The 25896-nt window shown below is 64.7% G+C and carries 21 protein-coding genes; 6 read left to right on the plus strand and 15 right to left on the minus strand.

Annotated features, from left to right (window positions below):
- Position 1 precedes the first annotated feature (1 nt).
- The 13 genes from BUC40_RS14770 to BUC40_RS14830 form a co-directional block, all read right to left on the minus strand.
- A complete protein-coding gene (locus BUC40_RS14770; protein WP_073266936.1) occupies positions 2 to 1033 on the minus strand; it encodes a FecCD family ABC transporter permease in 1032 nt (343 codons plus the stop codon).
- On the minus strand, positions 1026 to 2015 hold the full coding sequence (locus BUC40_RS14775) for a FecCD family ABC transporter permease (protein ID WP_073266937.1): 990 nt from the start codon (positions 2013 to 2015) through the stop codon (positions 1026 to 1028). The genes BUC40_RS14770 and BUC40_RS14775 overlap by 8 nt, the downstream gene beginning before the upstream one ends.
- A complete protein-coding gene (locus BUC40_RS14780) occupies positions 2012 to 2923 on the minus strand; it encodes an ABC transporter substrate-binding protein (RefSeq protein ID WP_073266938.1) in 912 nt (303 codons plus the stop codon). The genes BUC40_RS14775 and BUC40_RS14780 overlap by 4 nt, the downstream gene beginning before the upstream one ends.
- A complete protein-coding gene (locus BUC40_RS14785) occupies positions 2913 to 4784 on the minus strand; it encodes an IucA/IucC family protein (RefSeq protein ID WP_073266939.1) in 1872 nt (623 codons plus the stop codon). Before BUC40_RS14785 ends, BUC40_RS14780 begins: the two co-directional genes overlap by 11 nt.
- Before the next feature lie 4 nt (positions 4785 to 4788).
- Complete coding sequence (locus BUC40_RS14790; RefSeq protein ID WP_073266940.1) at positions 4789 to 5562, minus strand: HpcH/HpaI aldolase family protein; 774 nt, start codon at positions 5560 to 5562, stop codon at positions 4789 to 4791.
- The gene (locus tag BUC40_RS14795) at positions 5556 to 7421 is read right to left on the minus strand and encodes an IucA/IucC family protein (protein ID WP_073266941.1); all 1866 of its coding nucleotides are present in this window, start codon (positions 7419 to 7421) and stop codon (positions 5556 to 5558) included. Before BUC40_RS14795 ends, BUC40_RS14790 begins: the two co-directional genes overlap by 7 nt.
- Positions 7422 to 7432: 11 nt before the next feature.
- On the minus strand, positions 7433 to 8845 hold the full coding sequence (locus BUC40_RS14800; RefSeq protein ID WP_073266942.1) for a DHA2 family efflux MFS transporter permease subunit: 1413 nt from the start codon (positions 8843 to 8845) through the stop codon (positions 7433 to 7435).
- Entirely contained in the window at positions 8845 to 10044 is a 1200-nt protein-coding gene (locus tag BUC40_RS14805) for a type III PLP-dependent enzyme (RefSeq protein WP_073266943.1), read from the minus strand. The genes BUC40_RS14800 and BUC40_RS14805 overlap by 1 nt, the downstream gene beginning before the upstream one ends.
- Positions 10037 to 11797 carry an IucA/IucC family protein gene (locus tag BUC40_RS14810; protein WP_073267037.1) on the minus strand — a complete coding sequence of 587 codons (1761 nt, stop codon included), beginning with the start codon at positions 11795 to 11797 and terminating at the stop codon, positions 10037 to 10039. Before BUC40_RS14810 ends, BUC40_RS14805 begins: the two co-directional genes overlap by 8 nt.
- Positions 11798 to 11882: 85 nt before the next feature.
- Positions 11883 to 13268, minus strand: a complete 1386-nt coding sequence (locus tag BUC40_RS14815) for a diaminobutyrate--2-oxoglutarate transaminase (RefSeq protein WP_073267036.1) — start codon at positions 13266 to 13268, stop codon at positions 11883 to 11885.
- Positions 13269 to 13480: 212 nt separating this feature from the next.
- Positions 13481 to 15925 carry a TonB-dependent receptor gene (locus BUC40_RS14820; RefSeq protein ID WP_073266944.1) on the minus strand — a complete coding sequence of 815 codons (2445 nt, stop codon included), beginning with the start codon at positions 15923 to 15925 and terminating at the stop codon, positions 13481 to 13483.
- A gap of 65 nt (positions 15926 to 15990) precedes the next feature.
- On the minus strand, positions 15991 to 16941 hold the full coding sequence (locus BUC40_RS14825; RefSeq protein ID WP_073266945.1) for a FecR domain-containing protein: 951 nt from the start codon (positions 16939 to 16941) through the stop codon (positions 15991 to 15993).
- A complete protein-coding gene (locus BUC40_RS14830; protein ID WP_073266946.1) occupies positions 16935 to 17447 on the minus strand; it encodes a sigma-70 family RNA polymerase sigma factor in 513 nt (170 codons plus the stop codon). The genes BUC40_RS14825 and BUC40_RS14830 overlap by 7 nt, the downstream gene beginning before the upstream one ends.
- A gap of 203 nt (positions 17448 to 17650) precedes the next feature.
- Here BUC40_RS14830 and BUC40_RS14835 point away from each other — a divergent pair, with 203 nt between their 5' ends.
- Positions 17651 to 18115, plus strand: coding sequence for a hypothetical protein (locus BUC40_RS14835; RefSeq protein WP_073266947.1), 465 nt, complete (start codon positions 17651 to 17653; stop codon positions 18113 to 18115).
- Here the strand turns inward: BUC40_RS14835 and BUC40_RS14840 are convergent, their stop codons facing one another.
- Positions 18116 to 19003, minus strand: coding sequence for a polyprenyl synthetase family protein (locus BUC40_RS14840; RefSeq protein ID WP_073266948.1), 888 nt, complete (start codon positions 19001 to 19003; stop codon positions 18116 to 18118).
- A 273-nt stretch (positions 19004 to 19276) separates the two neighbouring features.
- On the opposite strand from BUC40_RS14840, the gene fni reads away from it, so the two are divergent.
- From fni to BUC40_RS14865, 5 genes are read left to right on the plus strand one after another with little or no spacing between them, the layout of a single operon-like run.
- Positions 19277 to 20314 (plus strand): type 2 isopentenyl-diphosphate Delta-isomerase, encoded by a 1038-nt coding sequence (fni, locus tag BUC40_RS14845; protein WP_073266949.1) that lies wholly within the window; start codon positions 19277 to 19279, stop codon positions 20312 to 20314.
- Complete coding sequence (locus BUC40_RS14850; protein ID WP_073266950.1) at positions 20311 to 21582, plus strand: glycosyltransferase; 1272 nt, start codon at positions 20311 to 20313, stop codon at positions 21580 to 21582. The genes fni and BUC40_RS14850 overlap by 4 nt, the downstream gene beginning before the upstream one ends.
- Complete coding sequence (gene crtY, locus BUC40_RS14855; RefSeq protein ID WP_073266951.1) at positions 21579 to 22745, plus strand: lycopene beta-cyclase CrtY; 1167 nt, start codon at positions 21579 to 21581, stop codon at positions 22743 to 22745. Before BUC40_RS14850 ends, crtY begins: the two co-directional genes overlap by 4 nt.
- On the plus strand, positions 22742 to 24232 hold the full coding sequence (locus BUC40_RS14860; protein WP_073266952.1) for a phytoene desaturase: 1491 nt from the start codon (positions 22742 to 22744) through the stop codon (positions 24230 to 24232). Before crtY ends, BUC40_RS14860 begins: the two co-directional genes overlap by 4 nt.
- Positions 24229 to 25230 (plus strand): phytoene/squalene synthase family protein, encoded by a 1002-nt coding sequence (locus tag BUC40_RS14865; RefSeq protein ID WP_073266953.1) that lies wholly within the window; start codon positions 24229 to 24231, stop codon positions 25228 to 25230. The genes BUC40_RS14860 and BUC40_RS14865 overlap by 4 nt, the downstream gene beginning before the upstream one ends.
- Here the strand turns inward: BUC40_RS14865 and BUC40_RS14870 are convergent.
- Complete coding sequence (locus tag BUC40_RS14870; RefSeq protein ID WP_073266954.1) at positions 25112 to 25648, minus strand: sterol desaturase family protein; 537 nt, start codon at positions 25646 to 25648, stop codon at positions 25112 to 25114. The genes BUC40_RS14865 and BUC40_RS14870 overlap by 119 nt on opposite strands.
- Positions 25649 to 25896: the final 248 nt, after the last annotated feature.

Genomic DNA, 25896 nt, shown 5'->3' on the forward strand with positions numbered 1-25896 from the left:
CTCACTGCCGCTGCTTGATCAGCAGATAAAGAAAATACGGGGTGCCGAACACGGCAACGAAGATGCCGGCAGGCAAATCCAGCGGCAGGAACAGGGTGCGCCCGGCCAGGTCGGCGAGCATCACCAGGTTGGCACCGACCAGCGCCGCCATGCAGGCCTGGGCGGCGAAACCGATGGGGATCAGTTGGCGAGCGATATGCGGCGCGATCAAGCCGACGAAGGCCATGGCGCCGCCCCAGGCGATGGCCGAGCCGGCCAGGGCCACGCTGACGGCAAGAAGTGCGGCGCGCAGCCACTGCACGCGCACGCCGATGCCGCGGGCCAGCCCCTCATCCAGCTGCTGAACCACCACATGGCGCGACAGCAATACCAGAACCGGCAGCAGGCACAGCAGCACACCCGCCAGCGCCTTGACCTCTCGCCAGCCCGCGCCGTACACGCTGCCGGTCAGCCACACGTAGGCCGACAAGGTGGTGCTAAGCGGGCTGAACACCAGCATGAAGGTGGTGGCCGCAGCCAGCATGGCCGATACACCCACGCCGATCAGCACCAGGCGCAGCGGTGACGTGCCCTGCTTCCAGGCCAGGCCGTAGACCGCTAGCGCGGCGCTACCGGCGCCGAGCATCGCCGCCAGCGGCAGGCCGCCCATGCCCCAGGTCGCCGCGAAGGCCGACAGGTACAGCACCGCCGCAGCACTGGCGCCGCTGGACAGCCCAAGCAAATCCGGCGAGGCAAGCGGGTTGCGCACGATGGCCTGCAGGATCAAACCGGACACCGCCAGGGCACCGCCGATCAGCGCGCCGAGCAGCAGGCGCGGCAGGCGCAGTTGCTCGACGATGAAGCTCAGTCCGGCACCGCCCTCACCCGCCAGCACGGCAGCGACCCGCTGCGGCGAGAGCATGACTTTGCCCAGACACAAGCCGAGAACCAGCACGAAAAGGCTGAACAGCACAGCCAGTAGCAGGCGCAGCGCGCCGGTGCCCTCGATACGCCGAGAGAAACCGTGCCAGCGCAGGATGCGAGGTCTAGGCATTGCGACCTCCACGGCGCGCCAGAGCGATAAAGAACGGCGCGCCGAACAATGCGGTCATCACCCCGACCGGCACTTCCTGGGGCAGGATCACCACCCGGGCGAGCATGTCGGCGACCAGCAGCAGCGTGGCGCCGAGCAACGCGCAGCCAGGCAACATCACCCGATGGTCGATGCCGACCAGGCGACGCACCATGTGCGGCACGATCAGACCGATGAAACCGATGCTGCCCGCCAGGGCCACCGCGCTGCCGGCCAACATCACCACCAGCACGCCGAGTTGCAGGCGGATCAGGCCGGTGCGCTGACCAAGGCCGATGGCGATCTGTACGCCGGCATTAAGCACGTTGACCTGGGCGCCGAGCAGGCAGGCCACCAGCAGCGCTACCAGCGCGCAGATCAGCAGCGGCACGGCGGTGGCCAGGCTGCGCTCGCTGAGCGAACCAGCCAGCCAGAACAACACGGTATCCAAACCTTGTTGGTCAATGACCAGCAGCGCCTGGCTGAATGCCGTGAACAGCGCGGTGATCGCCGCCCCCGCGAGTACCATGCGCAGCGGGTTGAGCGCGCCCTGCCCGCTATTGCCCACCGTCCAGACCAGCGCACCGGCCACGGCGGCGCCGAAGAAGGAGCTCCACAGCCACTGCTCTGGCGAGTCGAGGGAGAACAGCGACAGGCTGACGATCAGCGCGAAGGTCGCCCCGGCGTTGATACCGAACAACCCCGGCGACGCCAGCGGGTTGCGGGTCATGGCCTGCATCAGCGCGCCGGCCACCGCCAGGCTGGCGCCGACCACCACTGCCATCAGCGTGCGCGGCAGCCGGGTGGTGTTGACCAGCAGGTGATCGACGTTCAGCGGGTCGGCATGCAGCAAGGCGTTGAACACGGTGTGCGGGGCGATCCAGTTGGAGCCGGTGGACAAGCTCAGCACGCAGCAAGCCAGCAGCACGATCGAGGCGATGATCAGTTTGCTCCACGCCGTCATGCCGCGGCGTCCTGCAGCAGGGTGCGTTCGATGTCATCGAGGATGCGGTTGGCGCCGAGGATGCCGCCGGAAAATATCCAGGCCACACCATCCACCCACCACACTTGGCCAGCTTTGGGTGCAGCCATGCGTTGCCATAACGGGTGATGGGTAATCGCCTGGTAATTGCGCTGCACTGCCGGGCTGTCGGCACGGCCGAACACGAAGAACACGTCGGCGTCGGCCACCGGCAGGCTTTCGCGGCTGCGCAGCTTGATGGAAACACCGGTGGCATCGCGGCTCTGGCGGTTCCACACGAAGCCCAGTTCGGCCAGCACGCTGCCGGCGAAGCTGTCGGGCAGGTAGCTGCGCACGTGGTCTTCACGGACGTCCAGCACCGATACGCTGAGTGGCCAGCGCGCGCCGAACTTGGTGGCCAGGCGCGTGCGCACGGCGCTGATACGTGCATCCCAACGCGCTTGCAAAGCCTGCGCTTCGACGTCGCGCGCTGTGGCGGCGCCCATCACGCGCAGGGTGTGGCGGAATTCGAATACCTCGTCGAGCATCACCACCGGGCACAGCTGTTCGAGCAGCCCCTTGACCCGCTCGTGGCGAAAGCGCGAGGCGACGATCAGGTCCGGGGTGAGCAAGGCAATGTCCTCCAGGCTCGGCTGGGTTTCCAGGCCAACATGGGGCACACCTGCCAGCGCCGGGCGCAGGTAGCGATACATGGGCTTCTCGCTCCACGAATCGACCACGCCGGCCGGCCGAATGCCAAGCGCCACCGCAGTGTCGGTGGCGCCTTGAAACAAGGTGATGATGCGCTGCGGTGCAGGCCCGGCCTTGACCAAAGGCACTGCACCGGCGGCGATAACGGCCAGGGAAAGGCGCATCAACGTGCGCCTGGACAACGATCCACTAGGTTGCAAACTCGATCCTTTGTAATGGATTGACGACTAGCCCCTTGCCGAACGGCATGCTGCCCGGCCCACCGGCCCGTTCGATCATCGGGCGCAGCAGGAGTTTCTGCGGCCAGGTCTCGGACTCGAACAACTGGCCACGCAGCACGGCGCGCACATCGTCATCGAACGGTACAGCGGCAATCCGCTCGCTCAGGGCATCACGCAACACCCGCCAGGCCTGCACAGCCGGTACGTCGTAAACGCGCTCCAGGGTATCGATGATACCGCGCAGGTTGACCTGGATGCCCAGGGTCTGCAGCCAGAACAGCAAGTCTTCGGGGCGCTCATGGTACAGCGTCTGGGCATGACCTTTCTTGATCCGGTACTGCGGGTCGAGCATGCCGTTGCGCTCCAGCCAGGGCACGTACAGGCGCAGCGAGTCGTGATCACGCAGCAGCAGCCCACTGACCGTGCCGGCGTCGTACACCAGCACGGCGTTCTGGCCGTGCACCTCGCCGAGCATGCCGAGGCGGAACATGCGCAGGTTGACGTCGAAGAACAAGGTGCACAGTTCACCGAACAGTTGCAGTACCGACGTCGGGCCGGCAGGCAGACCACGCTGGCGGATGCAATCGTCGAAGAAATGCTGGTCGCTGTCGGGCAATGGCGTACCCAGCGCGGCCATGGGCAGCAGGCGCTTGGCGGGGTCTGCGAGCAGCGCTGGCGGATAGCCGCGGACCATGGCCGAGAGATGGCGCGGCGCCTCATCGAACAAGGTGCCGCCGTCGGGCATGTAGCCCCACCATTTGCTTTCGTCGCAGATGTGCAGCGCCTCGCGCAGCACCTCGTCGCGCTCGCGGCCCTGGCGCAGCAGCGCCTCGCTCAATCCGCCGTTGATCATTTTCACCGCTGGCAGGTAACGCGACGCACCGAGGGAATACACCGCCATCGGCAGCTTGATGTGATCGGCCGGCGCCGCGGCGCAGGCCAGCGAACGCAGCGACGAGGTGGGATTGAAGCGACCCTCCTGGAAGCTCAGGCGCCGGCACTCGCCCCGCTCGAAGGCCGCGCCGAGCTGTGCAGGCAGTACCTGCTCCAGCTGCCAGGGGTGCACGGGCAAAGCGACGTGACTCTCGGCGATGCCCAGGGCGCGCAGCTCGGCGTCGAGCTGTGCCCGTTGCTCGGGCTCAAGGATGAACTGGGCCGGCTGACAGCTCTCCAGAGCATCGATACCGGCACCAAAGGTCAGGCAGCTTTTGGCCACCGCGACCCAGTTGAGGGCCAGGGGCTGGTCGAACTCGGCCTGGTACTGGCGGTATTGCTCGTCATCCAGGCCCTGCTTGGCCTTGGCCAGGGGATGGAACGGCCGGTCGCGCAACGAGCCCCACTGTTCCATGGCCAGGAAGAACGCGGCGCCGTCCTTTTCCAGCAGGCCTTCGGTCGGTACCTGGTGGTCGAGGGACAGCGCAGTCTGCCCGACGCTGGTGCGCAGCACGTCCATGAACAGCTCGATGCCCTTGTCGTTGTCGACTGCATCGACTTTCACGCCTTTCAGGGCCAGGGCCATGAAGGCATCCGGGGTGAGTTGCCGGGTGCTCTGCCCCTGCACGTCCAGCACCGGCGTGCCGGGCACCTTTTCCCAGGCCTGGGTGATGCCCGCGCGCAGGGCGACCGCCAGACCGCGTTGTTCGGCGGCGTCGTAGTGCCAGTGCCAGATCTTGTGCGGTACCTGCAGATCGGCCAACTGCGAATCCGGGTGCGCGGCACGCCAGGCGATGGGCTCGATCAGGTGGGCGTCGAGGGCGCCGAAGAAATCTTCGGCCAGCAGGCAGTCGACCAGGTCCTGCATCACCAGGTCAGCGGCAATCGAGTGGTTGGTATGAGTCATGGAATCAGTTTCCTCGCGTCGAGGTGGCGGCCAGCTTGGCCTGGAGGGCGCGAAACGCGATGCCGCGTTCGTCACCCAGCACGAAAGTGTTGACGCCGCGTTCGAGCCACCGCAGGTGGTCGTCGGGCTGGCGTGGAATGGCGCAGTACGGGATGCCGGCTGCCTGGGCGGCGCGCCAGGTATCGAGCAGCGCTTGCTGCACCGTCGGCTGTTCGATCCGCCAGGGCGTGCCGAACGACTGGGACAGGTCGGCAGCACCTTCGAGAATCATGTCCAGCCCCGGCACGGCGGCCAGCTCCGCGGCGCGGCGCACGCCCTCGACGCTCTCGACCATGGCCACGACCATGATCTGCGCGTTGGCCTCGGTGACGTACTCGGCCAGGCTGGCCTTGCCGAAGGCGCCGGGGCGCCCGGCATTCAGGCTGCGCTCACCCAGCGGGTGATACTTGCAGGCGCGGATCGCCGCACTCAGCTCCTCGGGGCGCTCGACCTGCGGCAGAACGATGCCCTGAGCGCCGCCGTCGAGCAGGCGCAGCATGCGCTTGGGCGCGAAGTCTGGCACCCGCACCAGGGGCGTGAGCGCATAGCTCTCGGCCGTGCGGATCATGTGCTCGACGGTTTCCGGGTTGATCAGCACGTGTTCCATGTCGATGATCACGAAGTCGTAGCCGGCCTCGGCGATCAGCTCGATGGACGCCGCCGATGGAATCGAGGCGATCAAGCCGCGCACCGCCTCGCCGGCAGCCAGCTGCCCCTTGAGTCGGTTGGTTCTCAGCATGTGCGTGGCCCATGGATATGCAAGGGATTTGGCACGCGCTTGAAGCGCCGCTCGCCATCGCCGAGCAGCCGGCGCTTGGTCAGCTCCTCCACCTCGTATTCGGCGGCGAACACGTCGAATGCATCGAAGCGTGCGGCGTGCTGCGGGTGCTCGCGCTGGTAGTCGAGCACCACGTCTGCGGTCATGCGCCAGAACTCGCCCTCGTCCAGGCCATAGTGCTGACGCAGGAAGATCGCCATCTCGGCCAGGCAGATGAAGAAGAACGCGTCGCAGGAAAAATCGCGCACCGCGTTCAGGTCGTCGGTGAGGATGAACGAATTGCGGTTCAGCTTGGCGTGGCTCGCCGGCAGCGGCACCAGCTCGGGCGCCAGTTCCGGGCGAGCCAGGTGCGCCGGCGAATAACGCACGCCGTCGTGGAAATCCTTCAGGGCGATACGCTCGGGCCAGCCGTCGCGGTGGATCAGTACGATGTTCTGGCCGTGGGATTCCATGCCGATGCCCTCGGCATACAACATGTGCACGATGGGCGCCACGCTGACGCGCAGCAGTTGCTGCACCCAGGCGTGCAGGCCGTACCCGGCGATCCAGGCATCGATGAACGGGCGCTGCTCGCCCTCGCCATAGCGGTTCTCGACATGGCTCAGGCCATTGAACGGCACGCCCTGCTCGCCCGCCTTCAGGTAACGGTTGAGGTTTTCCCGCCAGATAGCGCCCAGGGTGCCGTAGGTCTGGCTCTGGCGGATGGCGGGCAACGTGGCGTAATCGAAACTGACCCCGGCCACTTCGCCGAGAACTACGAAACCCAGTTTCTGGGCGGTGGCGTCACTGGCGATCAGCCGTTGCAGCCAGTCATTGATGATCGGCCCGTTGAGCACCGTGTGCCGCGCCAGGATGCGCGTGCTTGAGGTGTTGGTCATGCTCAGGGCGAGCTTCACGTAGGGCCGCATGGGCTGCTCGACGTTGGCCAGGGTGCGGATCGACTGCTGGGGGCGGTAATCCGGGCCGGACGTACCCAGGTACAGCAACTCGCCACGGGCCAACTCGGCCTGGAAGTTCGGCACGATGACCTGCTCCCACTGCCAGGGGTGCACGGGAATCGGCCAGTAGTCGGCGAGCGCGCGGCCCTGCTCGGCCAGTGCCCGGTCGATCTCGGCCCAGCGCCCGGCGCCGAATTCATCCTCAAGAAAGCGCTGCAGGTCGATGCCTTGCGACTGGTTCACCGAACCCAGCCTGCGGGCGATGCCCAGCCAGACCACCGCTAGCGGCTGCCCGAACTCCGGGCCATAACGGCGGTTGTCATCCAGGGAAAAGCCGATGCGCGACTTGTAGCACGGGTGGTAGCTGTGGGCATCCATGAAGTGCCGCTCCAGGCTGTCGGCATCCAGGGTGTGTGGCGCCGCAGCGGGCCGGTAGTCCTGGCTGCGCGACTGCAGGTCCTTGAGCAGTGTCTGCTCCAGTTCCTGGATGAAGCGCGGCATGTGCGGGCCGTCGGCCAGCTCGCCGAGCAGCTCGGCGATGGCCTGGTGCAGATCAGGCTGGCTGGCCTGGCCCCTGGCGTCGATACGCTGCAGGGTGGCCGAGTCGAGGCGGATGATGGCGAAGCTGTCGCTGAGCAAGCCCTGGCAACGGTACTCGACCGCAGCGCCCTGCTCATCTTTGCCGTCGACGATGAAGCACTGCTGGCCATCACCCAGGGGCTCTTGGCGATAGCTCAGCATGTCCTCGTAAAGCAGGGTTTGCAGCAGTTGCCCAACCACCCGCTGCGATACCTGGCGGTAACGCTGCGGGTCGGCTGGGGTCAGCCACGCGTGGGCATGGGCGATCAGTTCGGGCGAACGAAGGGGAGAAAACGAAGACATTGATAGACACCTCATGAACGGTGTTCGGACAGGGCCGAGCCGGGCTCGGCGCCGTCACTGGAAAGGGGAAAACGCCAGGCGAATGGCAGGGCGAGGAGGATCAGCACGGCGGTCGCGATAAACACTTCACCGACGGCGCTGGCGGTACCGGCATGCGCCGACCCCCAGTCATTCCCAAGGCGAACCTGGAGCCACAACGACGCCAGCACGATGGCCAGGGACGACAGCAGGCGCCGGGAGATGTTGTTCATCGCCGCGCCCTGGGTGATCAGCGCCTCTGGCAGCACGTCCAGCCCGGCAGTGGTCACCGGCATGTAGGACAGCCCCAAGCCGACGCCGCGCACCACCATCAGCAGGCAGATGGCGAGCATGCCGACATCGTGGTCGATGGTGCCCAAGGCGAAGGTCGCCAGGCCGGTCAGCAGCAAACCGGCGCAGACGATGCCGCGCGGCCCGTGACGATCCAGCGCTTTGCCGCCGAAGTGGCCGAACAGACTGGCCGACAAGGCGGTACAGAGCAGCGCGATACCGGTCCAGATGGCGCTGTGCCCCATCACCATCTGCACCAGCAGCGGCACCAGCACCAGGCACTCGAACATGCCGATGGATTGCACCACAGCGATCACCACGCTGGAGCGGTAGCCCTTCAAGGCGAAGACGCGCAGCTCCAGCAAGGGCGCCGGGTGGCGCAACTGGTGCCGCACGAACGCCACCAGGCAGAACGCCGCCAGCAGCAGGCCGAGCAGGTTGAACGGATCCTGCAGCGCCTGCAGGTCGTGCAACCGCCCCACGGTAATCATCAGCACGCCGATACCGATCGCGACCAGCAGGTAGCCGCTCAGGTCGAACGCCTTGGCGGCGCCCGCCTCGCTTTTCGGCAGCACGTTGACGGCCAGGCCCAAGGCCAACAGGCCGATGGGCACGTTGACCAGGAACAGCGCGCGCCAGTCGTACCACTGCAGCACCAGGCTGCCGCACAATGGCCCGACCGCCGGGGCGAGCATTACTGCCGCGCCCCACAGGCCGGTTACCGTGCCGCGCTCACCTTTCGGGTAAACCGAAAAGATGATCGCCAGCGACAGGGGAATCATCAGCCCGCTGGCGATGCCCTGCACCACACGCGCAGCAATCACCCAGGCGATCGAGCCGGCCATGGCGCCCAGCAGCGAGCCACCGATAAACAGCGCAAGACCGCCCAGGTACATTGGCTTGCGACCTACGCGCTGGGCCAGGTACCCCGTCAGCGGCATGGTCATGCCCATGCTCACCATGAACGCTGCGACGATCCACGTGGCCATGACCGGGCCCAGCGCGAACGCCTCGATGAAGGCCGGCAATGCCGGATTCAACGAGGTGTTGTTGAGGCTCACGGTGGTGGTGCCGAGAATCACCGCCACGACCACCAGGCGACGTGACGCCAGCATCAGCCATCACCTCGGCCGACGAACACCTGCTCCGGGCGCGGATGACAGAGAAAGTCGGCGTGGGAGATGTTGTAGCCGTACGCGCCGGCCATGGGCAGCACCAGCAGGTCGCCAACGGCCGGATCGACCAGTTGCCGACCACGGCTGAGCACGTCCTTGGGCGTGCACAGCTGGCCGACCACGCTGTAAGGCCGCGACACGCCGCTTGATTCGCGCCCTGCCGCCGGTAGATGGATCACCGGATGATCGTGGCCCTGGGCGGCCGGCAGGCGGAACTGGTGGGTACCGCCGCGACAGATCAGAAAGTGCTGGCCGTGGCTGGATTTGCTGTCCAGCACCTCGATGGCGTAATAGCCGCAGTACGCACTGATGAAACGCCCCGGCTCGAAACGCACTACTGGCGCATCCGTCAACGCCCCGAGCCGGCTCTGCAGGTGACGACATAGGCGTGGCCAGTCGAAGCGCTCGCCGCTCAGGTAGTCCACGCCAATGCCGCCGCCGACGTTCAAGTGAGTAACGGTCTCGGGCCGAGTAGCCAGGGCCTTCCACTGCGCCCAGCGCCCCAGGTACAGGTCGAGCAGCTGCTCATGGCGTTCGACTTGCTGCTGGTGGGACATCGCATGCACATGGAAACCCTGCAGACGCAGGTGGCTGCTGGCCTCCACCCGCTTGACCGCCTCTGGCACCTCTGCCTCGTCCAGGCCGAACGGCGTCGCCGTGCCGGCCATGGCCAGGCGGCTGGACAGCGTGGCCGGCAGCTCCGGGTTGATGCGGATGAACACCGCCTGCACCTTGCCCAGCTCGGCGGCGATGCGTTGCAGGCGCTCGATTTCGCCCAGGCTCTCGACATGAATGGCCGCCACGCCCTGGCTCAGTGCGGCGCGGAAGTCGGAGTCCAGCTTGCCGGGCCCGGAAAACACGAAGGGCCGGTCGCTGGACGTCGCCTGCAGCCGTTCGATCTCGCCACCGGAGGAAATCTCGAAGCCATCCACCAGTGGTGCCAGGGTACGCAGGATCGGCGCTTCGCTGTTGGCCTTGATCGCGTAGAACAGCTCGACACCGGCCGGCAGCGCGGCCATCACCTCGCGCACGTGCTGCGCCAAGGCGTCGAGGTCGTAGACGAATACCGCCAGCGGATCGGCCGCGCGGCTGCGGGCCTGTCCGATGGCATCCAGTACGTTGGCGGGCAGCTTATCCATGGCTCACCTCCTCTGCCCACGGGCACGCCAGCCTGACGTAACCGGCATGCCGGTCGGCCTGGGCCGACAGGCGCACCTTGAGGTTGGTCTTGCAGGCGATCGGCTCGCCGGCCAGCAAGGCCTCCAGCTCGGGCGCCGGGCGCACCAGCTCGCTGCGTATTGCCTGCAACTGCCGTTCGACCCGCTGCCACATGGCGGCGGCCAGGTGCGGTCGCTCCCAGCTCAGCGCCAGAATGGCCTCGGACAGGTTATTGACGAAAAGGCAGTAGCTGATGCGCTTCCAGCCCTGCTCGCGGGTGTAGGTCAGTGACTGGCGAACCCGCTCGGCGATGCCTGCTTCCAGATGATTCATACCCAGGTCGTCGGTGAGCTTCACCCCTTCGAAGTCGCGCAGCAGCAGTTGCGCCGGCCAGCGGTTGTCGTGCACCAGCACGGCGTTCTGCAGGTGCGGCTCGAGCACCACGCCATGGTTGAAGAACAGCGCCAGCACCGGGCGCAGCAACAACGCCTGGTAGGCCTCGAACCAGGCCAGCAGGTAGTCGTCACTCGGCTTGCGAGCGCCCGGTTGTTGCAGGAAGCCGTGAATCAGCGGGCGCAGCTGCAGGTTGCGGGCGAACAGCGTGCCGGCCATCAGGCAGGACTGCGGCGAGGCGTGGCGGCAGAAGTTCTCGCGCAGGATGGCGCCGGTCTGCTCGCGGAACCAGTGCGTGTCATCAAAGCTGCTGCCGGCCGGCGCCCAGCTCAGCGCGCCCGGCTCGCTGACCAGGGTGGCACCACCGATGGTCGCCCCGTGCTCGCGTTGCAAGCGGCTGAACAGGCGGTCGATGAACAGCGCGCTGTCCAGCTCGTACCAGGCGTTCTTGCGCACGCAGTTGGTGATGCGCACGTTCAGCGAACCCTTGAGGAAGTAATCGCGGCCTTCGCCGTACCAGGTGCGCATCGACGCGGTCGGGCTGGCCAGCGGGCCTTTCTGGCCGAGGTCGACGATCTCGCCGCTAGCGACCAGTGCCTTGACCCGCGGATCGGCCAGGAACAACTCGGCCTGTACCGGGTGCAGGCCGATCACCGCCCGCCCACTGCGGGCCAGGCGCTGGTCGGCGAAACCGGCCAGCACCTGCTCGTCGCTCAGACCATTGCCGCGCAGCAGCAAGCCGTCACGCGGGACTTCGAGCACATGCAGCGGTACCCGTGCGCGGAACTCCGGCGCGTAGGTCTGCTGGCCCAGGTGCTCGGGCCATAGCCGGGCCTTGGGCGCCGGGTGGTTGGGGTGACCGAACCACAGGCCCTGCTCGCTGGCTAGGTAGTCGCGCAGCGGGTCGTTGCCCTCGCTCTGCAGGGCGTGATCGACGATGGCGGCGGTCACGCCCTGGCTCTGCATCACCTGTTCGAGCAATTCGTCATTACGCGAGCCGGTCAGCTGCTGGCAGGCCTCGAGCAGATGCGCGGCGAACTCGGCGAACGGCGGGCAATGCCAGTCGCCATCTCCCTCGCGCTTGTACAGGTCACTGAGGTAACGCTGGCTGCCGAGCGGGTCACGGCGATCCACCAGCACCAGAAACTGGCAATTACCCGGCAGATCGATCAGCAGAGGCAAGCCCTTGCCCTGCATCGCGCGCAGGTAATTGGCCGGCGCGATGCCGCGCACATGGGACGGCCAGGCATAGCGGGCGCGGTTTTCCGGCAGCGCGAATTCCTTGATCAGGCAATTGAGCAAGGCGTGGGTGGCGGCCATTTCGCTGATCACCCGGGCCATGCTGCCGCGCACCGAATCGATGCGGGTGACGCTGGCCGCTTCCTCGAAGGCGGCCGGGTAGGTACGGGTTGCGCGTGCGGATTGCTCAGCCACGGGCACCTCCCAAAGCGGCGACCAGCGCGCGTTCGAAGCGGGCGACCACCTCGGCGCACTGCGCCTCATCGATGATCAACGGTGGCAGCAGGCGAATCACGCTGCCATGGCGCCCGCCGCGTTCGAGCAGCAGGCCCTGCTTGAAGCACTCGCTCTGGATGGCTGCAGACAGCGCGGCGTCCATGGGGCGGGCGCCCAGGGCGTCAGGGCTCTGGCGCTCGTCGACGATTTCCAGGCCCAGCATCAGCCCGCGGCCGCGCACCTGGCCGATGGCCGGATAACGCTCGCGTAATGCATTCAGGCGCGCCCTCAGCCAGTCGCCGCGCACACGGGCCTGCTCGGCCAATTCGTCGCGCTGGATGATCTGCAGGGTGGTCATGCCGCTGGCCATGGCCATCTGGTTGCCACGGAAGGTGCCGGTGTGGGCACCGGGTTGCCAGGCGTCGAACTCGCGCTTGATGGCCAGCACCGCCAGCGGCAGGCCGCCGCCGACCGCTTTGGACATGACGATGATGTCTGGCTCGATACCGGCGTGCTCGAAGGCGAACATCCGCCCGGTGCGGCCGAAGCCGGCCTGTACTTCATCGACGATCAACAGGATGCCGTGGCGTTGGGTCACCTCACGCAAGGTGCGCAGCCACTCATTGGGCGCTGGGTTGGCACCGCCCTCGCCCTGCACCGCCTCGACGATCACCGCCGCCGGCAGGCTGACGCCGCTTTCGACGTCTTCGATGAACTGGGTGAAGTAATGGGACAGCGCCTGCACACCCGCCTCGCCGCCGATGCCCAGCGGGCAACGGTATTCGTGGGGGTACGGCATGAACTGCACGCCGGGCATCAGCGAGGCCACGGCATCCTTCGGGCCGGTATTACCGGTCACCGCCAGGGCGCCATGGGTCATGCCATGGTAACCACCGGAAAAGGCGATCACATTGCTGCGCCGGGTCACGGTCTTGGCCAGCTTGAGCGCGGCCTCCACCGCATCGGCGCCGGATGGCCCGCAGAACTGCAGGCAATAGCCGTTGGCCGGCAGCACGCCCAGTAGGGTTTCGCTGAAGGCGTCCTTCAACGGTGTGGTCAGGTCCAGGGTATGCATCGGCACCCCGGAGGCCAGAAAGCTCGACAAGCTGTCGACGATGGCCGGATGGTTGTGGCCCAGCGCCAGGGTTCCGGCCCCGGCCAGGCAATCGAGGTAGCGGCGCCCCTCGACATCGGTCACCCACACGCCCTGCGCCTTGGCGATGGCCAGGGGCAGCTTGCGCGGGTAGCTGCGCACATTGGATTCGAAGCGGTCCTGGCGTGCCAGGTAATCCGCGTTGTTGCTTTGCGCCGTATCGCGATTGAATCGCTCCAGCGGCAGGGTACGTTCACTAAGCATGGTGCTCGCCTCTATCTGTTCGAGGCTCCGGATGGAGCCGTTGAAAGTCGTCAGCACTGCACTCATCAGTAACGGCATATCAGTAACGGCAGGTCACGCCGAATGCGGGCTGCCTTCTACGAGGCGTCCCGCTTCATCCCTGAATGGTTGGTTTTATTGTGTTCAGCGAACGCCCGTTACCAGGCGTTCGCTGTGGAGGTGCAACGGATAAATCAGAAACCGAGGGTGGCCGACAGCACGAAGGTGCGTGGGGTCGAGAGCGTAAGGCCCGGCTCGCTGTCGTCGGAGGCGCCAGCGGAGATCCAGTCCCGGGAATTGGCCACGTTCTCGACGGTGCCGCGCAGGGTCACGTCAGTCTCGTTGACCTTGAAGGCATATCGCGCGCCCACGTCATAGCGCGTCCAGGAATCGATTTCCTTGGTGTTGGCCTGATCCAGATATTGTGAGCTGCTGTACATGCTGCGGGCGGTCAGGGTTAAGCCCTTGACCGTCGGTACGTCCCACTCGGCGCCGAGGTTGGCGTTGTACTTGGGCGTTGCAGGGGCGCGGTTACCGTCGGTGGCGCCGCCGTTATTGGTGTCTTTCAGGTTGCTGTCGATGTACATCACACCTCCGAGCAGACGGAAGCCATCGATGGGCTCGCCGAACACGTTCAACTCGATACCATCGTTCACACGCTTACCACTGGGGCCGAAGGTGCCCAAGGTCTGACCAGGCTGTGGTGCAGCGGTTTCGTAAGCGGGTTGCTTTATGCGAAACACTGCAGCGGTCAGCGCGAACTTGCCCATATCGTACTTGGCGCCGGCTTCGAGCTGGCGACTGATGAAGGGCGCAAAGATTTCGTCTTCGTTGTTGGAGGTCGACGGTGCGATCTTGCCTTGGCTCAAGCCTTCCATGTAATTGGCATAAAGCGACAGCTGGTCGGTGGCTTTGAATAGCACGCCAACCGACGGCGAGAATTTTTCCTCGTCGTAAGACGTTTCACCCTTGATGCCATTTTCCCAGTCGTCGACCTTCACTCGCTGCCAGCGCGCCCCAAGAGTCAGCAGCATCCGATCCTCAAAAAAACCCATGGTGTCGGACAAGGCGACGCCGCTGAAGCGGTTCTCGGTGTAGATCTTCGAGTCAGTCCGAGTTCGTACGGTCGGTTCGGGCGTAGTGACCGGGTTGTAGAGGTTGCCCGGGCGGTTCGCGTAACGCCCACCGCCGTTCTCGAAGTCCATCGAGAAGTAATCGGCAGCCAAATTGACCTCGTGGCTTACCGGGCCGGTCTGGAACCACTTGCGCACACCGGCGTTGACAGTGCGTACGTCTTCGTCGCGGGTGAAGTCGCGGGGCTGGATGGTGAAATCACCGGCGGCATTGGTGATCGACACGTTGTGACGCAGGAAATCGTGATTACTCTTACGCGCACCAACGGCGCCATAAACCATCAGTGAGTCATCGATATCGTACTCGCCGCGCAGTGCACCGAAGGTGTCGCTAGTCTCGGCCTTGGTCCAGGCTTGCGCGTAGTTATGACGCACGTCGTCGGCCCTCGGTACCGGGGCATTGGCGCCAACCAGCACCCGCTCCTGCGGCGCATCGGTATCGCGCTCGGTATGCCCGACATCCATGGAAAGACGCAGGCGCTCGTCGCGGAAGTCGAGGCCAACCACGGCCATCTCGCGGTTGACCTTCTGGTGATCCCACTCGGTATCGCCGGATTGCTTGACACCGTTGAAGCGGATGCCGAAGCGGTTGTCCTCACCGAAGCGGCGACCTACGTCCACCGCGCCACCGACCTGGCTGTCCGAAGCATAGGTGCCGGTGAACTCAGTGATCGGCTTGTCGGTGGCGCGCTTGGGCACGATGTTGATGCCGCCGCCAACGCTGCCGCGTGGCGAGATGCCGTTGACCAGTTGGGTCGGGCCGCGAAGGATGTCGACGCGGTCGGCCATTTCCATGTCAATGGAGTACGTCGGCATGATGCCGTACAGGCCGCCGTAGGACACGTCGCTGTTGAACAGGCTGAAGCCGCGGATGGTGAACTGCTCGAAGCGCCCACCGGCCGGGTTGGTGGAGCGTACCGCCGGGTCGCTGGCGGTGAGGTCGGCCAGGGTGCGCGACTGGGTGTTCTTCACCGCTTCGCTGGTATAGGTGGTCATGCTCAGCGGCGACTCCATGAAGTCCCGCGAGCCCAAAAGCCCCTGGGAGCTGCGGCGTGCGACTTGGCCGCCGGCGTAGCGCTCGCCTTCCAGGCTTTCCGAGGGGATGGTTACGCCGGTGATCGCCGTCGGGGCAATTTCCAACGTATCAGCGCTGTCGGCTGTTGGCGCAAGGGTGTAGGCCGAGTCGCCCACTGGCTGCAGACGCAGGCCGCTGCCCTGCAACAGGCGAGTGAACCCCTCATCAACGCTGTAGCTGCCGGAAAGGCCCGGGCTGCTGCGGCCGCTGACCAGCGCTGGATCTACCGACAGGCTTACCCCAGCCTGGCTGGCGAAGCGGCTCAGGGCCTCGCCAAGACTGCTGCTCGGCACGCTGTAGCTGCGTTCAGCGGTTTGTGCCTCGGCGCTCAGCGGCGCGATGCTGCCCAGACCAAGCATCAGGCTCAGGCAGAAGGTGGAGTAGGAAATCGAAGACACCAGACGAGGCCGATGACGTGTCAGGGATGGCATGGCAGACGCTCTCTTTTTAATTCACTACTTCCCATGACAGGCGAGCGAGAAAAAAGGGACAGCCCTCAGGCAATTTTTTCGCGCGGCACCAGGGTGACCCAGTAACGGGTGCGCTTGTGCACGTCGACTGGCAGGCTGGCGGCCAGCAGATCGAGGATCTGATCGGTATCGGCAAGGCGGAAACTGCCGGTGACGCGCAGCGACTCGAGCGCTGGCGACCAGCGCAGGAGTCCTGGTCGGTAACGGTCGAGCTCGCGCAGGAAGTCGCCAAGCGGCTGGTCGTTAGCCATCAGCACGCCGTCACGCCAGCCAAGTGCCTTGGTGTCGAAAGTCCGGGTGGACTGGATGCGCCCAGCGCGTAACGTGACCCGCTGCCCTGGCTGAAGAGCCTGCGTCTCGTAAGCACTTGTTTGCAATTGCACCGAACCAGCCAACACCGAGAACTCGCAGCTATCGCTTTGCTGATGTACGCAGATTTCACCCGCGCTGAGCGTCGCCCTGCCCTGGCTTGTCTCGATAACGAATGGGGAGCTGCCAGCGACACGCAGGGCCACCTCACCCCGTATCAGGCTGAGGCGACGCGCGCCGGCATCGAGATTCAGCGCAGAATCGGTATTGATATCCAGCACGCTGCCATCTGCCAGTGTCAGCCGCTGCCGCTCACCCACGCGGGTTGCCACATCGGCACGCCAGGTATCGATAGGCAATTCGCGGCTGACCAGCCAGGCAGCAGGCGCCAACGCGGCAAACCCCAGCATGCCTTTGAGCATGCGTCGTCGGCCTTGATCAGGGCGGTCGAGGCTGGCCATCGCCAATTCTGGCGGCAGCCCACCAAAGCGCGAACGCAAAGCCTGGATCTTCTGCCAGGCATGTTCGTGGCTGGCATGCACATCGCGCCAACGCTGCAGGGCCTGGTGATCGCGCTCGCTGGCCTCGCCAGACTCGATCAACGCCAACCAGCGCGCCGCCGAACGTGCGACCTGGCGGGTTTCGTCGCTGATTTCGCGGCTCAGCACAACTCGACCAGAAGGCAGTGCTCGTACGCCTGAACCATATAGCGTTTGACGCTACGTTCGGAGACCTCAAGGCGCTCGGCGATATCGCGGTAACCGAGCCCTTCGAGCTGGCTGAGCAGAAACGCCCGGCGTACCACGTGGGGCAACCCGTCGAGCAGTTCATCCAGTGCCTGCAGGGTTTCCAGTACCAGCCAGCGTTCTTCCGGTGACGGTGCGCAGGCTTCCGGCAGTTGCGCGAGCGCATCCACATACGCCTGCTCCAGGCTGCGGCGCTTATAAAGGTTGATCAGCAGGCGCTTGCCGATGGTTTTCAGGTAGGCACGGGGTTCTTGCAGCTCACTGATCGATTGGGAACCAGCCAGCACGCGCATGAAGGCATCCTGGCTCAGGTCGGCAGCATCCCAACCGTTACCCATGCGCCGACTCAACCATTGCTCAAGCCAGCTGCGATGTTCTCGGTAGAGATTATGGAAAGCCCGCTCACTCGATACAGCCAAACCGACCATGCCAAACACCCGTTATGAGGATCAATAACGAGATCGATTCTAATTAACAATTATGCCGAAAGGTAGCCTCCCCCATCTGATTTGCGTCGCCCGAGCAAAACAGCCGCGTTGTTGAGCCTCAGCACTAGGGGAACGCAAAAAATTTGGCAAGCACGGCCGCTGCGCTCTATTGTGCTGCCAATTTTCCGACAGAGCGGCCCACCATGAAGCGTCTTTGCATCCTGCTGTTCAGTGTTGTCTGTTCATCTGCATGGGCAGGCGGCGATGCTCCAGTGCCGACGCGCTGGACACTGCTCGATCAATTCGAGAAGGCTTACACCCTGGATGACAGCGCCCGGGTGGTGCTGGTGGCGCGCAGCATGTCCACCGCCCGCCTAGTCAATGGCGCGCTGGAAGAAAAGCCGGAAGGTTTCCTGGATGGTCGCCATGTGGTCTATGTGGCGGATATCGAGAAGATGCCGTCGCTAGCGAAGATGGTTGCAGTACCGGCCATGCGTTCGGCCAAGTACCGCATCATGCTCGACCAGACTGGCCGGGTCGCCAGTCGTTATGACGGTGATCGGGAAACCGTGCAGTGGCTGGAGCTGGAGGATGGCAAGGTGATTCGCGAGCAGCGCTTCAGCGATGCCGCCGCGCTGCAGAGCGCCCTCGATGCGCTGCCGCAGTAATCAGGCGAACAACATGCTCAAGAAGCGGCCGATGTACACATCGCCGCCATAGGCTTCATCCAGACAGACCTGCGCGCGCGCCAGGTGCTCATCAAGGCGCTCGCGCACCTTCTGCTCGCCATACAGAGCCAGCAAGGTCGACTTGCCGTCATCCTTGCCCTGATCCTTGTCGCTATTGGGGTTGATGTCCTGCAGGTCATCATAGAGCTGCACGGCATGTCCCAGTTCGATGGCGAAGCGCTGCAGCACGCTGCGCACCGGTTTGGGTGCATCGCTGATCAGGTAGGCCATGTCCATGATCGCGCTGAACAGCACACCGGTCTTGAGGTTGTTGGTGGCGGCGATCTCTTCTTCGCTGCGCGCATGCTTGCCATCACGCAAGTCCTGCAACTGCCCCTGCACCAGCCCCTGCGAACCCACGGTGTTGGCGAGGATTTCCACCAGTTGCGTGCGCACCAGCGGGCGCAGCCCTTCGATCGATGCGACGACCCCGAATGCTCGCGACAGCAACGCCACGGCGGCAAGGATGGCGATGTCCTCGCCGAACGTCAGGTGCACGGTCGGCTTGCCACGGCGCAACTGAGCGTTGTCCATGCAGGGCATGTCATCGAGGATCAGCGAGGCGGCGTGCACCATCTCGATGGCGCACGCCATATCCAGCGCATGACGCTGGCTGGCGCACAGGCCATTGGCGGCCAGCAGTAGCAACAGCGGACGCATGCGTTTGCCCGGCGCCAGCGCGCCATCGCGAACGGCAGCGGCAACCAGATCGCGCTCATTGCTGGCGGCTGGCAGCAGCTCATCGAGCCGGCCGTCAATGGCCGCCCGCAGCTGCATCAGGTGTTCGGTAAATCCGCTGTCGATCGTCGCAGTCGCATAGGCCGTCATCGTTCACTCTCTTCTTTTGTATTCCTGCAGCACCCGAACATACCTTCAAGCACTGCAAGGTCACGGCGGTGTACGATCCTGACACTGAAATGACCGTAACCAAAGCCGATTTGTAATGTTGGAACGTCTAATGCGTGCGGTTGCCTGATAATCTTGCACGCCAGCAGTCTGTCAAAGACTTGTACAAGGCTGCTGGATCGACATGCTATTCGATTATTCCGTTCTGCACAGACCGCGTGCACTCAAAAATGATTCCGGCGCAATGGAGCCTGCATGAATAATAGCGACCTCAGTCGGCGTAAGGATGATCATCTGGATATCGTTCTGGACCGGCACAAGGCTGCGTCGCATATCAGTGCTGGCTGGTCAGAGGTGCACTTCGAGCATTGCGCCCTGCCCGAGCTCGACCACGCGGCTATCGATTTACGCACCTCCTTGCTCGGCGTTGCGCTCCAGGCGCCGCTGCTGATCAGCTCGATGACTGGCGGCGCCAATCGCTCCGAAGCCATCAACCGCCACCTTGCCGAAGCCGCTCAGGAGTTGGGCATTGCCATGGGCGTCGGCTCCCAGCGTGTCAGCCTGCAGACCGGCAATGACCAGGGGCTGACCCGCGAACTGCGCCGCCTCGCTCCGGATATCGTGCTGTTATCCAATATCGGCGCCGCCCAGTTGCTGGAAGCCGATGGCTTCGACCTGGCCCGCCGCGCAATCGATGCGTTGCAGGCCAACGGCCTGATCATTCACCTCAACCCGTTGCAGGAAGCCGTGCAGGCCGAAGGCGACCGTGATTGGCGTGGCGTGCTGAAACAGATCGAGCGCGTTGCCTGCAGCCTGGACGTGCCGGTGGTCGTCAAGGAAGTCGGTGCAGGCTTGTCGGCAGCGGTGGCCCGCTCGCTGATCGAGGCTGGCGTGCAGGTCATCGACGTAGCCGGCGCCGGCGGCACAAGCTGGGCCGCCGTGGAAGGCGAACGTGCTGCCAATGAGGCGGATCGCGCGGTAGCCATGGCCTTCGCCGACTGGGGCATTCCCACCGCGACCGCCGTTCAGTCGATACGCGCAGCCTTGCCGCAGGCGACACTGATCGCCTCGGGCGGTATCCGCGACGGTGTCGATGCGGCCAAAGCCATCCGCCTGGGCGCCGACATCGTTGGCCAGGCTGCCGGCGCGCTGCCAGGCGCTACGCTGTCGACCGAAGCGGTGATCGAGCACTTCCAGATCGTTATCCGCCAACTGCGCACGGCCTGCTTCTGCACCGGCTCGGCCAACCTGGCCGCGCTTCGCCACGCATCGCTACTGACGGGCCAAGCATGACCCACTTCGCCGTTGTCGCGCCGCCCTATTACAGTCACTTCCAGGCCTTGCAGGCCCTCGCCATCGAGTTGATCGAGCGTGGCCATCGGGTGACCTTCTTTCATCAGTCCGACGCTGCTCACTGGCTTAGCGATCCACGGGTCAGCTTTCGTTCGGTCGGCGCCACCAGCCATCCGCCGGGCAGCCTGGAGCGCACGCAGCATGAGGCGGCGCACCCGGACACGCCTTGGGGCTTGCGACGAATCATCAAACAGATGGCGGGCACCACCGCCATGCTATGCAACGAATTGCCGCAAGCGCTGGCGGACAACGGGGTCGATGCCCTGCTCTGCGACCAGATGGAGCCGGCCGGCGGGCTGGTTGCCGAAAGCCTGGGCCTGCCATTCGTGTCCGTCGCCTGCGCACTGCCGGTCAATCGCGAGCCCGGGTTGCCGTTGCCGGTAATGCCCTTTGCCTACGCTACCGACGAGCGCAGCGGGCATATGTACCGCGGCAGCAGCCAGGTGTACGACTGGCTGATGAAGCCGCTCGGCAAGGTGATCAACGACGCTGCGCTACGCCTGGGCGTGCCGCCGCGTAACGCCCTGCATGAATGCCTGTCGCCACTGGCGCAGATCAGCCAGACCCTATCCGGTTTCGACTTTCCGCGCAGCCAGTTGCCAGCCAATTTCCACGCGGTCGGCCCGCTGCGCAGCCCGCTGACGCCCAAGCAGGGCGAGTGGCCCATCGACAAGCAGCGGCCGTTCTTTTTCGCCAGCCTGGGTACTTTGCAGGGCGACCGTGTGAAGCTGTTCGAGCGCATCGCCAAGGCCTGCAAGCGCCTCGACTGCCAACTGCTGATTGCCCACTGCGGCAAGCTCGACGCTGCTCAGGAACGCCGACTGATCGACTGCGGCGCCACCTGGGTGACCGATTTCGCACCACAACAATGGGCACTGGAACAGGCCGACGCGGTGATTACCCATGGCGGCCTGAATACCGTGATGGATGCAATTGCCGCCCGCACGCCGATGCTGGTAATGCCGATTGCCTTCGACCAGCCGGGTGTCGCGGCCCGTGTCGCCTACCGCAACGTCGGCCACCAGCTCAGCCGACGTGCCAGCGTGGCGCGTATCGAGGCGGCGTTGCGCGAGCTGCTCGCCAAACCATTACCCGGGTTCGATCCGCTGATCGAGGATCTGCAGCAGGCTGGCGGTGTAAAACGCGCTGCCGATATCGTCGAGGCCGCGGTGGTCGAGCACGCCACAACACAGGCGCACACTCTATGACCTATGACCTGATTCTTGCCGGCGGCGGCCTCGCCAATGGCCTTATCGCCTGGCGCCTGCAGCAACAGCGGCCGGACTTGAAGGTGCTGTGTATCGAAGAGCAGTCGAGCCTGGGCAGCAACCACACCTGGTCTTTTCACGATAGTGACCTGAGCGAAGCTCAGCATCGCTGGCTGGAGCCGCTGGTGGTCAAGCGCTGGGCAAACTATCAGGTGCACTTCCCCTACCTGTCTCGCGCCATGAACAGCGGCTACGCGAGCATCACCGGCGAGCATTTCGCCGAGGTGGTCACCCCGGCGCTGGGTTCCTCCCTGTGCTTGAACAGCACCATCAGCGAGATCAGCACGACCAACGTTTTGCTGGAAAGCGGAGAGCGCTTAGAGGCACGTGCGGTGATCGATGGCCGCGGCGCACGGCAGAGCAGCAATCTGGTGCTTGGCCAGCAGGCTTTCGTCGGCCAACTGCTGCGCCTCGAGCAGCCTCATGGTCTGACGGCGCCAATCATCATGGATGCGCGAGTCCCCCAGGGCGACGGCTATCGCTTCGTCTACGTGTTGCCCTTCTCGGCGGACACGCTGCTGATCGAAGACACCCATTATGTCGATAACCATCGCGCCACCACCGAGCAGCTTCGCGAGCACATTGCCGCCTATGCAAGGCAGCACGGCTGGCAGGTGGCCGAATGTCTGCGTGAGGAACAGGGCATTCTGCCCATCACCCTCGCTGGCGATTTCGATGCCTTCTGGGATGAAGCGGCAGGCCAACCACTGTCCGGGCTGCGGGCCGGACTGTTCCACTGCACCACCGGTTATTCCCTGCCCCATGCCGTGCGCCTGGCCGACTGGCTAGTGGCCTATGAGCTGCGCGACGCCACGACTCTGGCCTGCGACTTGCGCGAGCACGCCCGTGGCGAATGGCGCAACCAGGGCTTTTACCGGCTGCTCAACCGCATGCTGTTCCTGGCCGGTCGGCCAGAGGATCGCTGGCAGGTGATGCAACGTTTCTACGGACTGCCTGCGGGGCTGATCGAGCGTTTCTACGCCGGCAGCAACCCCTGGTACGACCGCGCACGCATTCTTATCGGCAAGCCGCCGGTGCCCGTTGATCAAGCCATGCGGGCGGCCATGCGCCACGCCCCCAGACATTTCGAGACTCGTTCATGAACCAAGCGAAAACTGCCATCGTCATCGGCGCGGGTTTCGGCGGGCTGGCCCTGGCCATTCGCCTACAGAGCGCGGGTATCCAGACCACCCTGCTGGAAAAACGTGATCAACCGGGCGGTCGCGCATACGTATATCGCGATCAGGGCTTCACCTTCGATGCCGGCCCGACGGTGATCACCGATCCCAGTGCCATCGAAGAGCTGTTCGCCCTCAGCGGCCGCAAGATCGAGGATTACGTGGAGCTGCTGCCGGTCGCGCCGTTCTACCGCTTGTGCTGGGAAGACGGAACGCAGTTCGACTACGCCAATGATCAGGCCGATCTGGATCGCCAGATCGCCGCCCTGAATCCAGCGGATGTGGCTGGTTACCAGCGCTTTCTCGCCTACTCGAAAGCCGTGTTCAAAGAGGGCTACCTTAAGCTCGGCGCAGTGCCCTTCCTGTCGTTTCGCGACATGCTGCAGGTTGGCCCGCAACTGGCCCGCCTGCAGGCGTGGCGTAGCGTCTACTCAATGGTGTCGAGTTTCGTCGAGCACGACAAATTGCGCCAGGCGTTTTCCTTTCACTCGCTACTGGTTGGCGGCAACCCATTCGCCACCTCGTCGATCTACACACTGATCCATGCGCTGGAACGCGAATGGGGGGTTTGGTTTCCCAAGGGCGGCACCGGCGCGCTGGTGCAGGGTATGGTCAGGCTGTTCGAGGACTTGGGTGGCAAGCTGGAGCTGAATGCGGACGTGGCCACCATCGACACCAGCGGTAATCGCGCCACCGGCGTGCGCCTGCAGGACGGCCGCCATTTTGCCGCAGACAGCGTGGCCTCCAACGGCGATGTGGTGCACACCTACGACAAGCTGCTGGCTGGCCACCCGCGCGGGCGCCAGGAAGGTAAGCGCCTGAAGGGCAAGCGCTTCAGCAACTCGCTGTTTGTGATTCACTTCGGCCTCAAACGCCCACAACCGCAGCTGCAGCACCACACGGTGTGCTTCGGGCCACGCTACCGCGAGCTGATCCAGGAGATCTTCAAGGGCCAGACCCTGGCCGAAGACTTCTCCCTCTATCTGCATGCGCCCTGCGTGACCGACCCTAGCCTTGCGCCAGAAGGCTGCTCTAGTCATTACGTGCTGTCGCCGGTACCACACCTGGGCAACGCGCCTATCGATTGGTCGGTCGAAGGCCCGCGCTACCGTGATCGCATCCTCGCTTACCTGGAAGAACACTACATGCCGGGCTTGCGTGAAGACCTGGTGACCTGCCGGATTTTCACTCCGGATGACTTTCGCGACGAGCTTTACGCGTATCAGGGCTCGGCGTTCTCGCTGGAGCCAGTGTTGCAGCAGAGCGCCTGGTTCCGCCCGCACAACCGCGACGCCCAACTGAGTAACGTCTACTTGGTCGGCGCCGGCACCCATCCTGGCGCTGGCGTGCCGGGAGTTATCGGCTCGGCCAAAGCCACCGCCGGCCTGATGATCGAGGACTTGCAGCCATGACGGGCAAGGCAGCGCAGGATGATGCGCTGATCGAGCACGCCAACCAGAGCATCGCGGTGGGCTCGAAGAGCTTCGCCGCGGCCTCGAAACTGTTCGACGAGCACACCCGGCGCGGCGCGGTGATGCTCTACGCCTGGTGCCGGCACTGCGACGATGTGATCGACGGCCAGGTCGCCGGCCACGACGCGGTATCGATCAGCCGCGAAGAAGCCGAACGACGCCTCGCCCACCTGAAGGCCCAGACCCGCGCCGTGTACAACGGTGAGGAGCTGAATGACCCGGCATTCGCCGCCTTTCGCCAGGTGGTGCGCGCCCACCAGATTCCCGAGCAGCACGCCCTCGAGCACCTGGCCGGCTTCGAGATGGATGTGCTGGAGCGGCGCTACCTGAGCATCGATGACACCCTGCAGTACTGCTACCACGTCGCTGGCGTGGTGGGCCTGATGATGGCCCGCGTGATGGGCGCCCGCGATGAGCCGACACTGGATCGCGCCTGCGACCTTGGTCTGGCGTTCCAGCTGACCAATATCGCCCGCGACATCGTCGATGACGCCGCCGTGGGCCGTTGCTATCTGCCGGAGCAGTGGCTGGAAGAGATGAATGTGCCACGCGATCAGGTCGCCGGCATTCTTCACCGCCCAGCCGTCACGGTACTGGGCCAGCGCCTGGTGGAATTGGCCGAGCCGTACTACGCGAGCGCCGAAGCGGGCCTTGCCGCCCTGCCCTGGCGCTCTGCCTGGGCGGTGGCCACAGCCGCTGCGGTGTATCGGCAGATCGGCATGAAGGTACTGGAAGCCGGCGAACATGCCTGGGACGAGCGCATTTCAACCTCCAAGGCGGAGAAGATTGGCGCCGTGTCGATCGGCTTGTGGCGCGCGGTTACGAGTCGCTTCGCGCGCTGGCCTGCTCGCTCCCAGGAGCTGTGGCAACGTCCGTGTCCGTCTTGCGCAGCGGACCATCGTGCATCGCCCGCAACTGCGCCTTCAGACGCGCCGTAGTCGGCGCGTAGAGAAAGCCGAACGACACGCAGCGCTCCTTGCCCTCCACCGCGTGGTGCATCAGATGCGCCTGGTACAGGCGCTTGAGGTAGCCGCTGCGCGGCACGAAACGAAACGGCCAGCGGTGATGCACCAGGCCATCATGCACGACGAAATACAGCAGGCCGTAAGCCGTCATGCCAGCGCCGATCCACTCCAGCGGGTGCATGCCCTGAGTGCCTAGGGCGATCAGCACGATGGCTAGCCCGGCGAACACCACGGCGTACAGATCGTTCTTTTCGAACCAGCCCTCACGCGGCTCATGGTGCGAACGGTGCCAGCCCCAGCCCCAGCCATGCATCACGTATTTGTGAGCGTAATAAGCCACACCTTCCATGGCGGTGAGGGTGGCGAGAAAAACCAGAGTGTTGATGATCATCGGGCAACCGGCGCGCGAGCGCTGAAAAGGTAGGGAGGCAGTTTGCCAACTTGTGGGGCAATGACCAAGCGAGATCGCTGCGCATCGGGCTCTGTAATCGACCCTGCGCTCAGCGATCCGATCCATCTGTTTGCAGCTGCCAGGGCTGTGGCGATTGTATCCGCAGATGGTGATCGGCGTGTGGCCCAGGTCAACAAAGCGCAGGCAATAAAAAACCGGGCACTTGGCCCGGTTTTTCGTTCGGCTTG

The organism is Phytopseudomonas punonensis (assembly GCF_900142655.1).
In the GTDB taxonomy this organism is placed as follows: Bacteria; Pseudomonadota; Gammaproteobacteria; order Pseudomonadales; family Pseudomonadaceae; genus Aquipseudomonas; species Aquipseudomonas punonensis.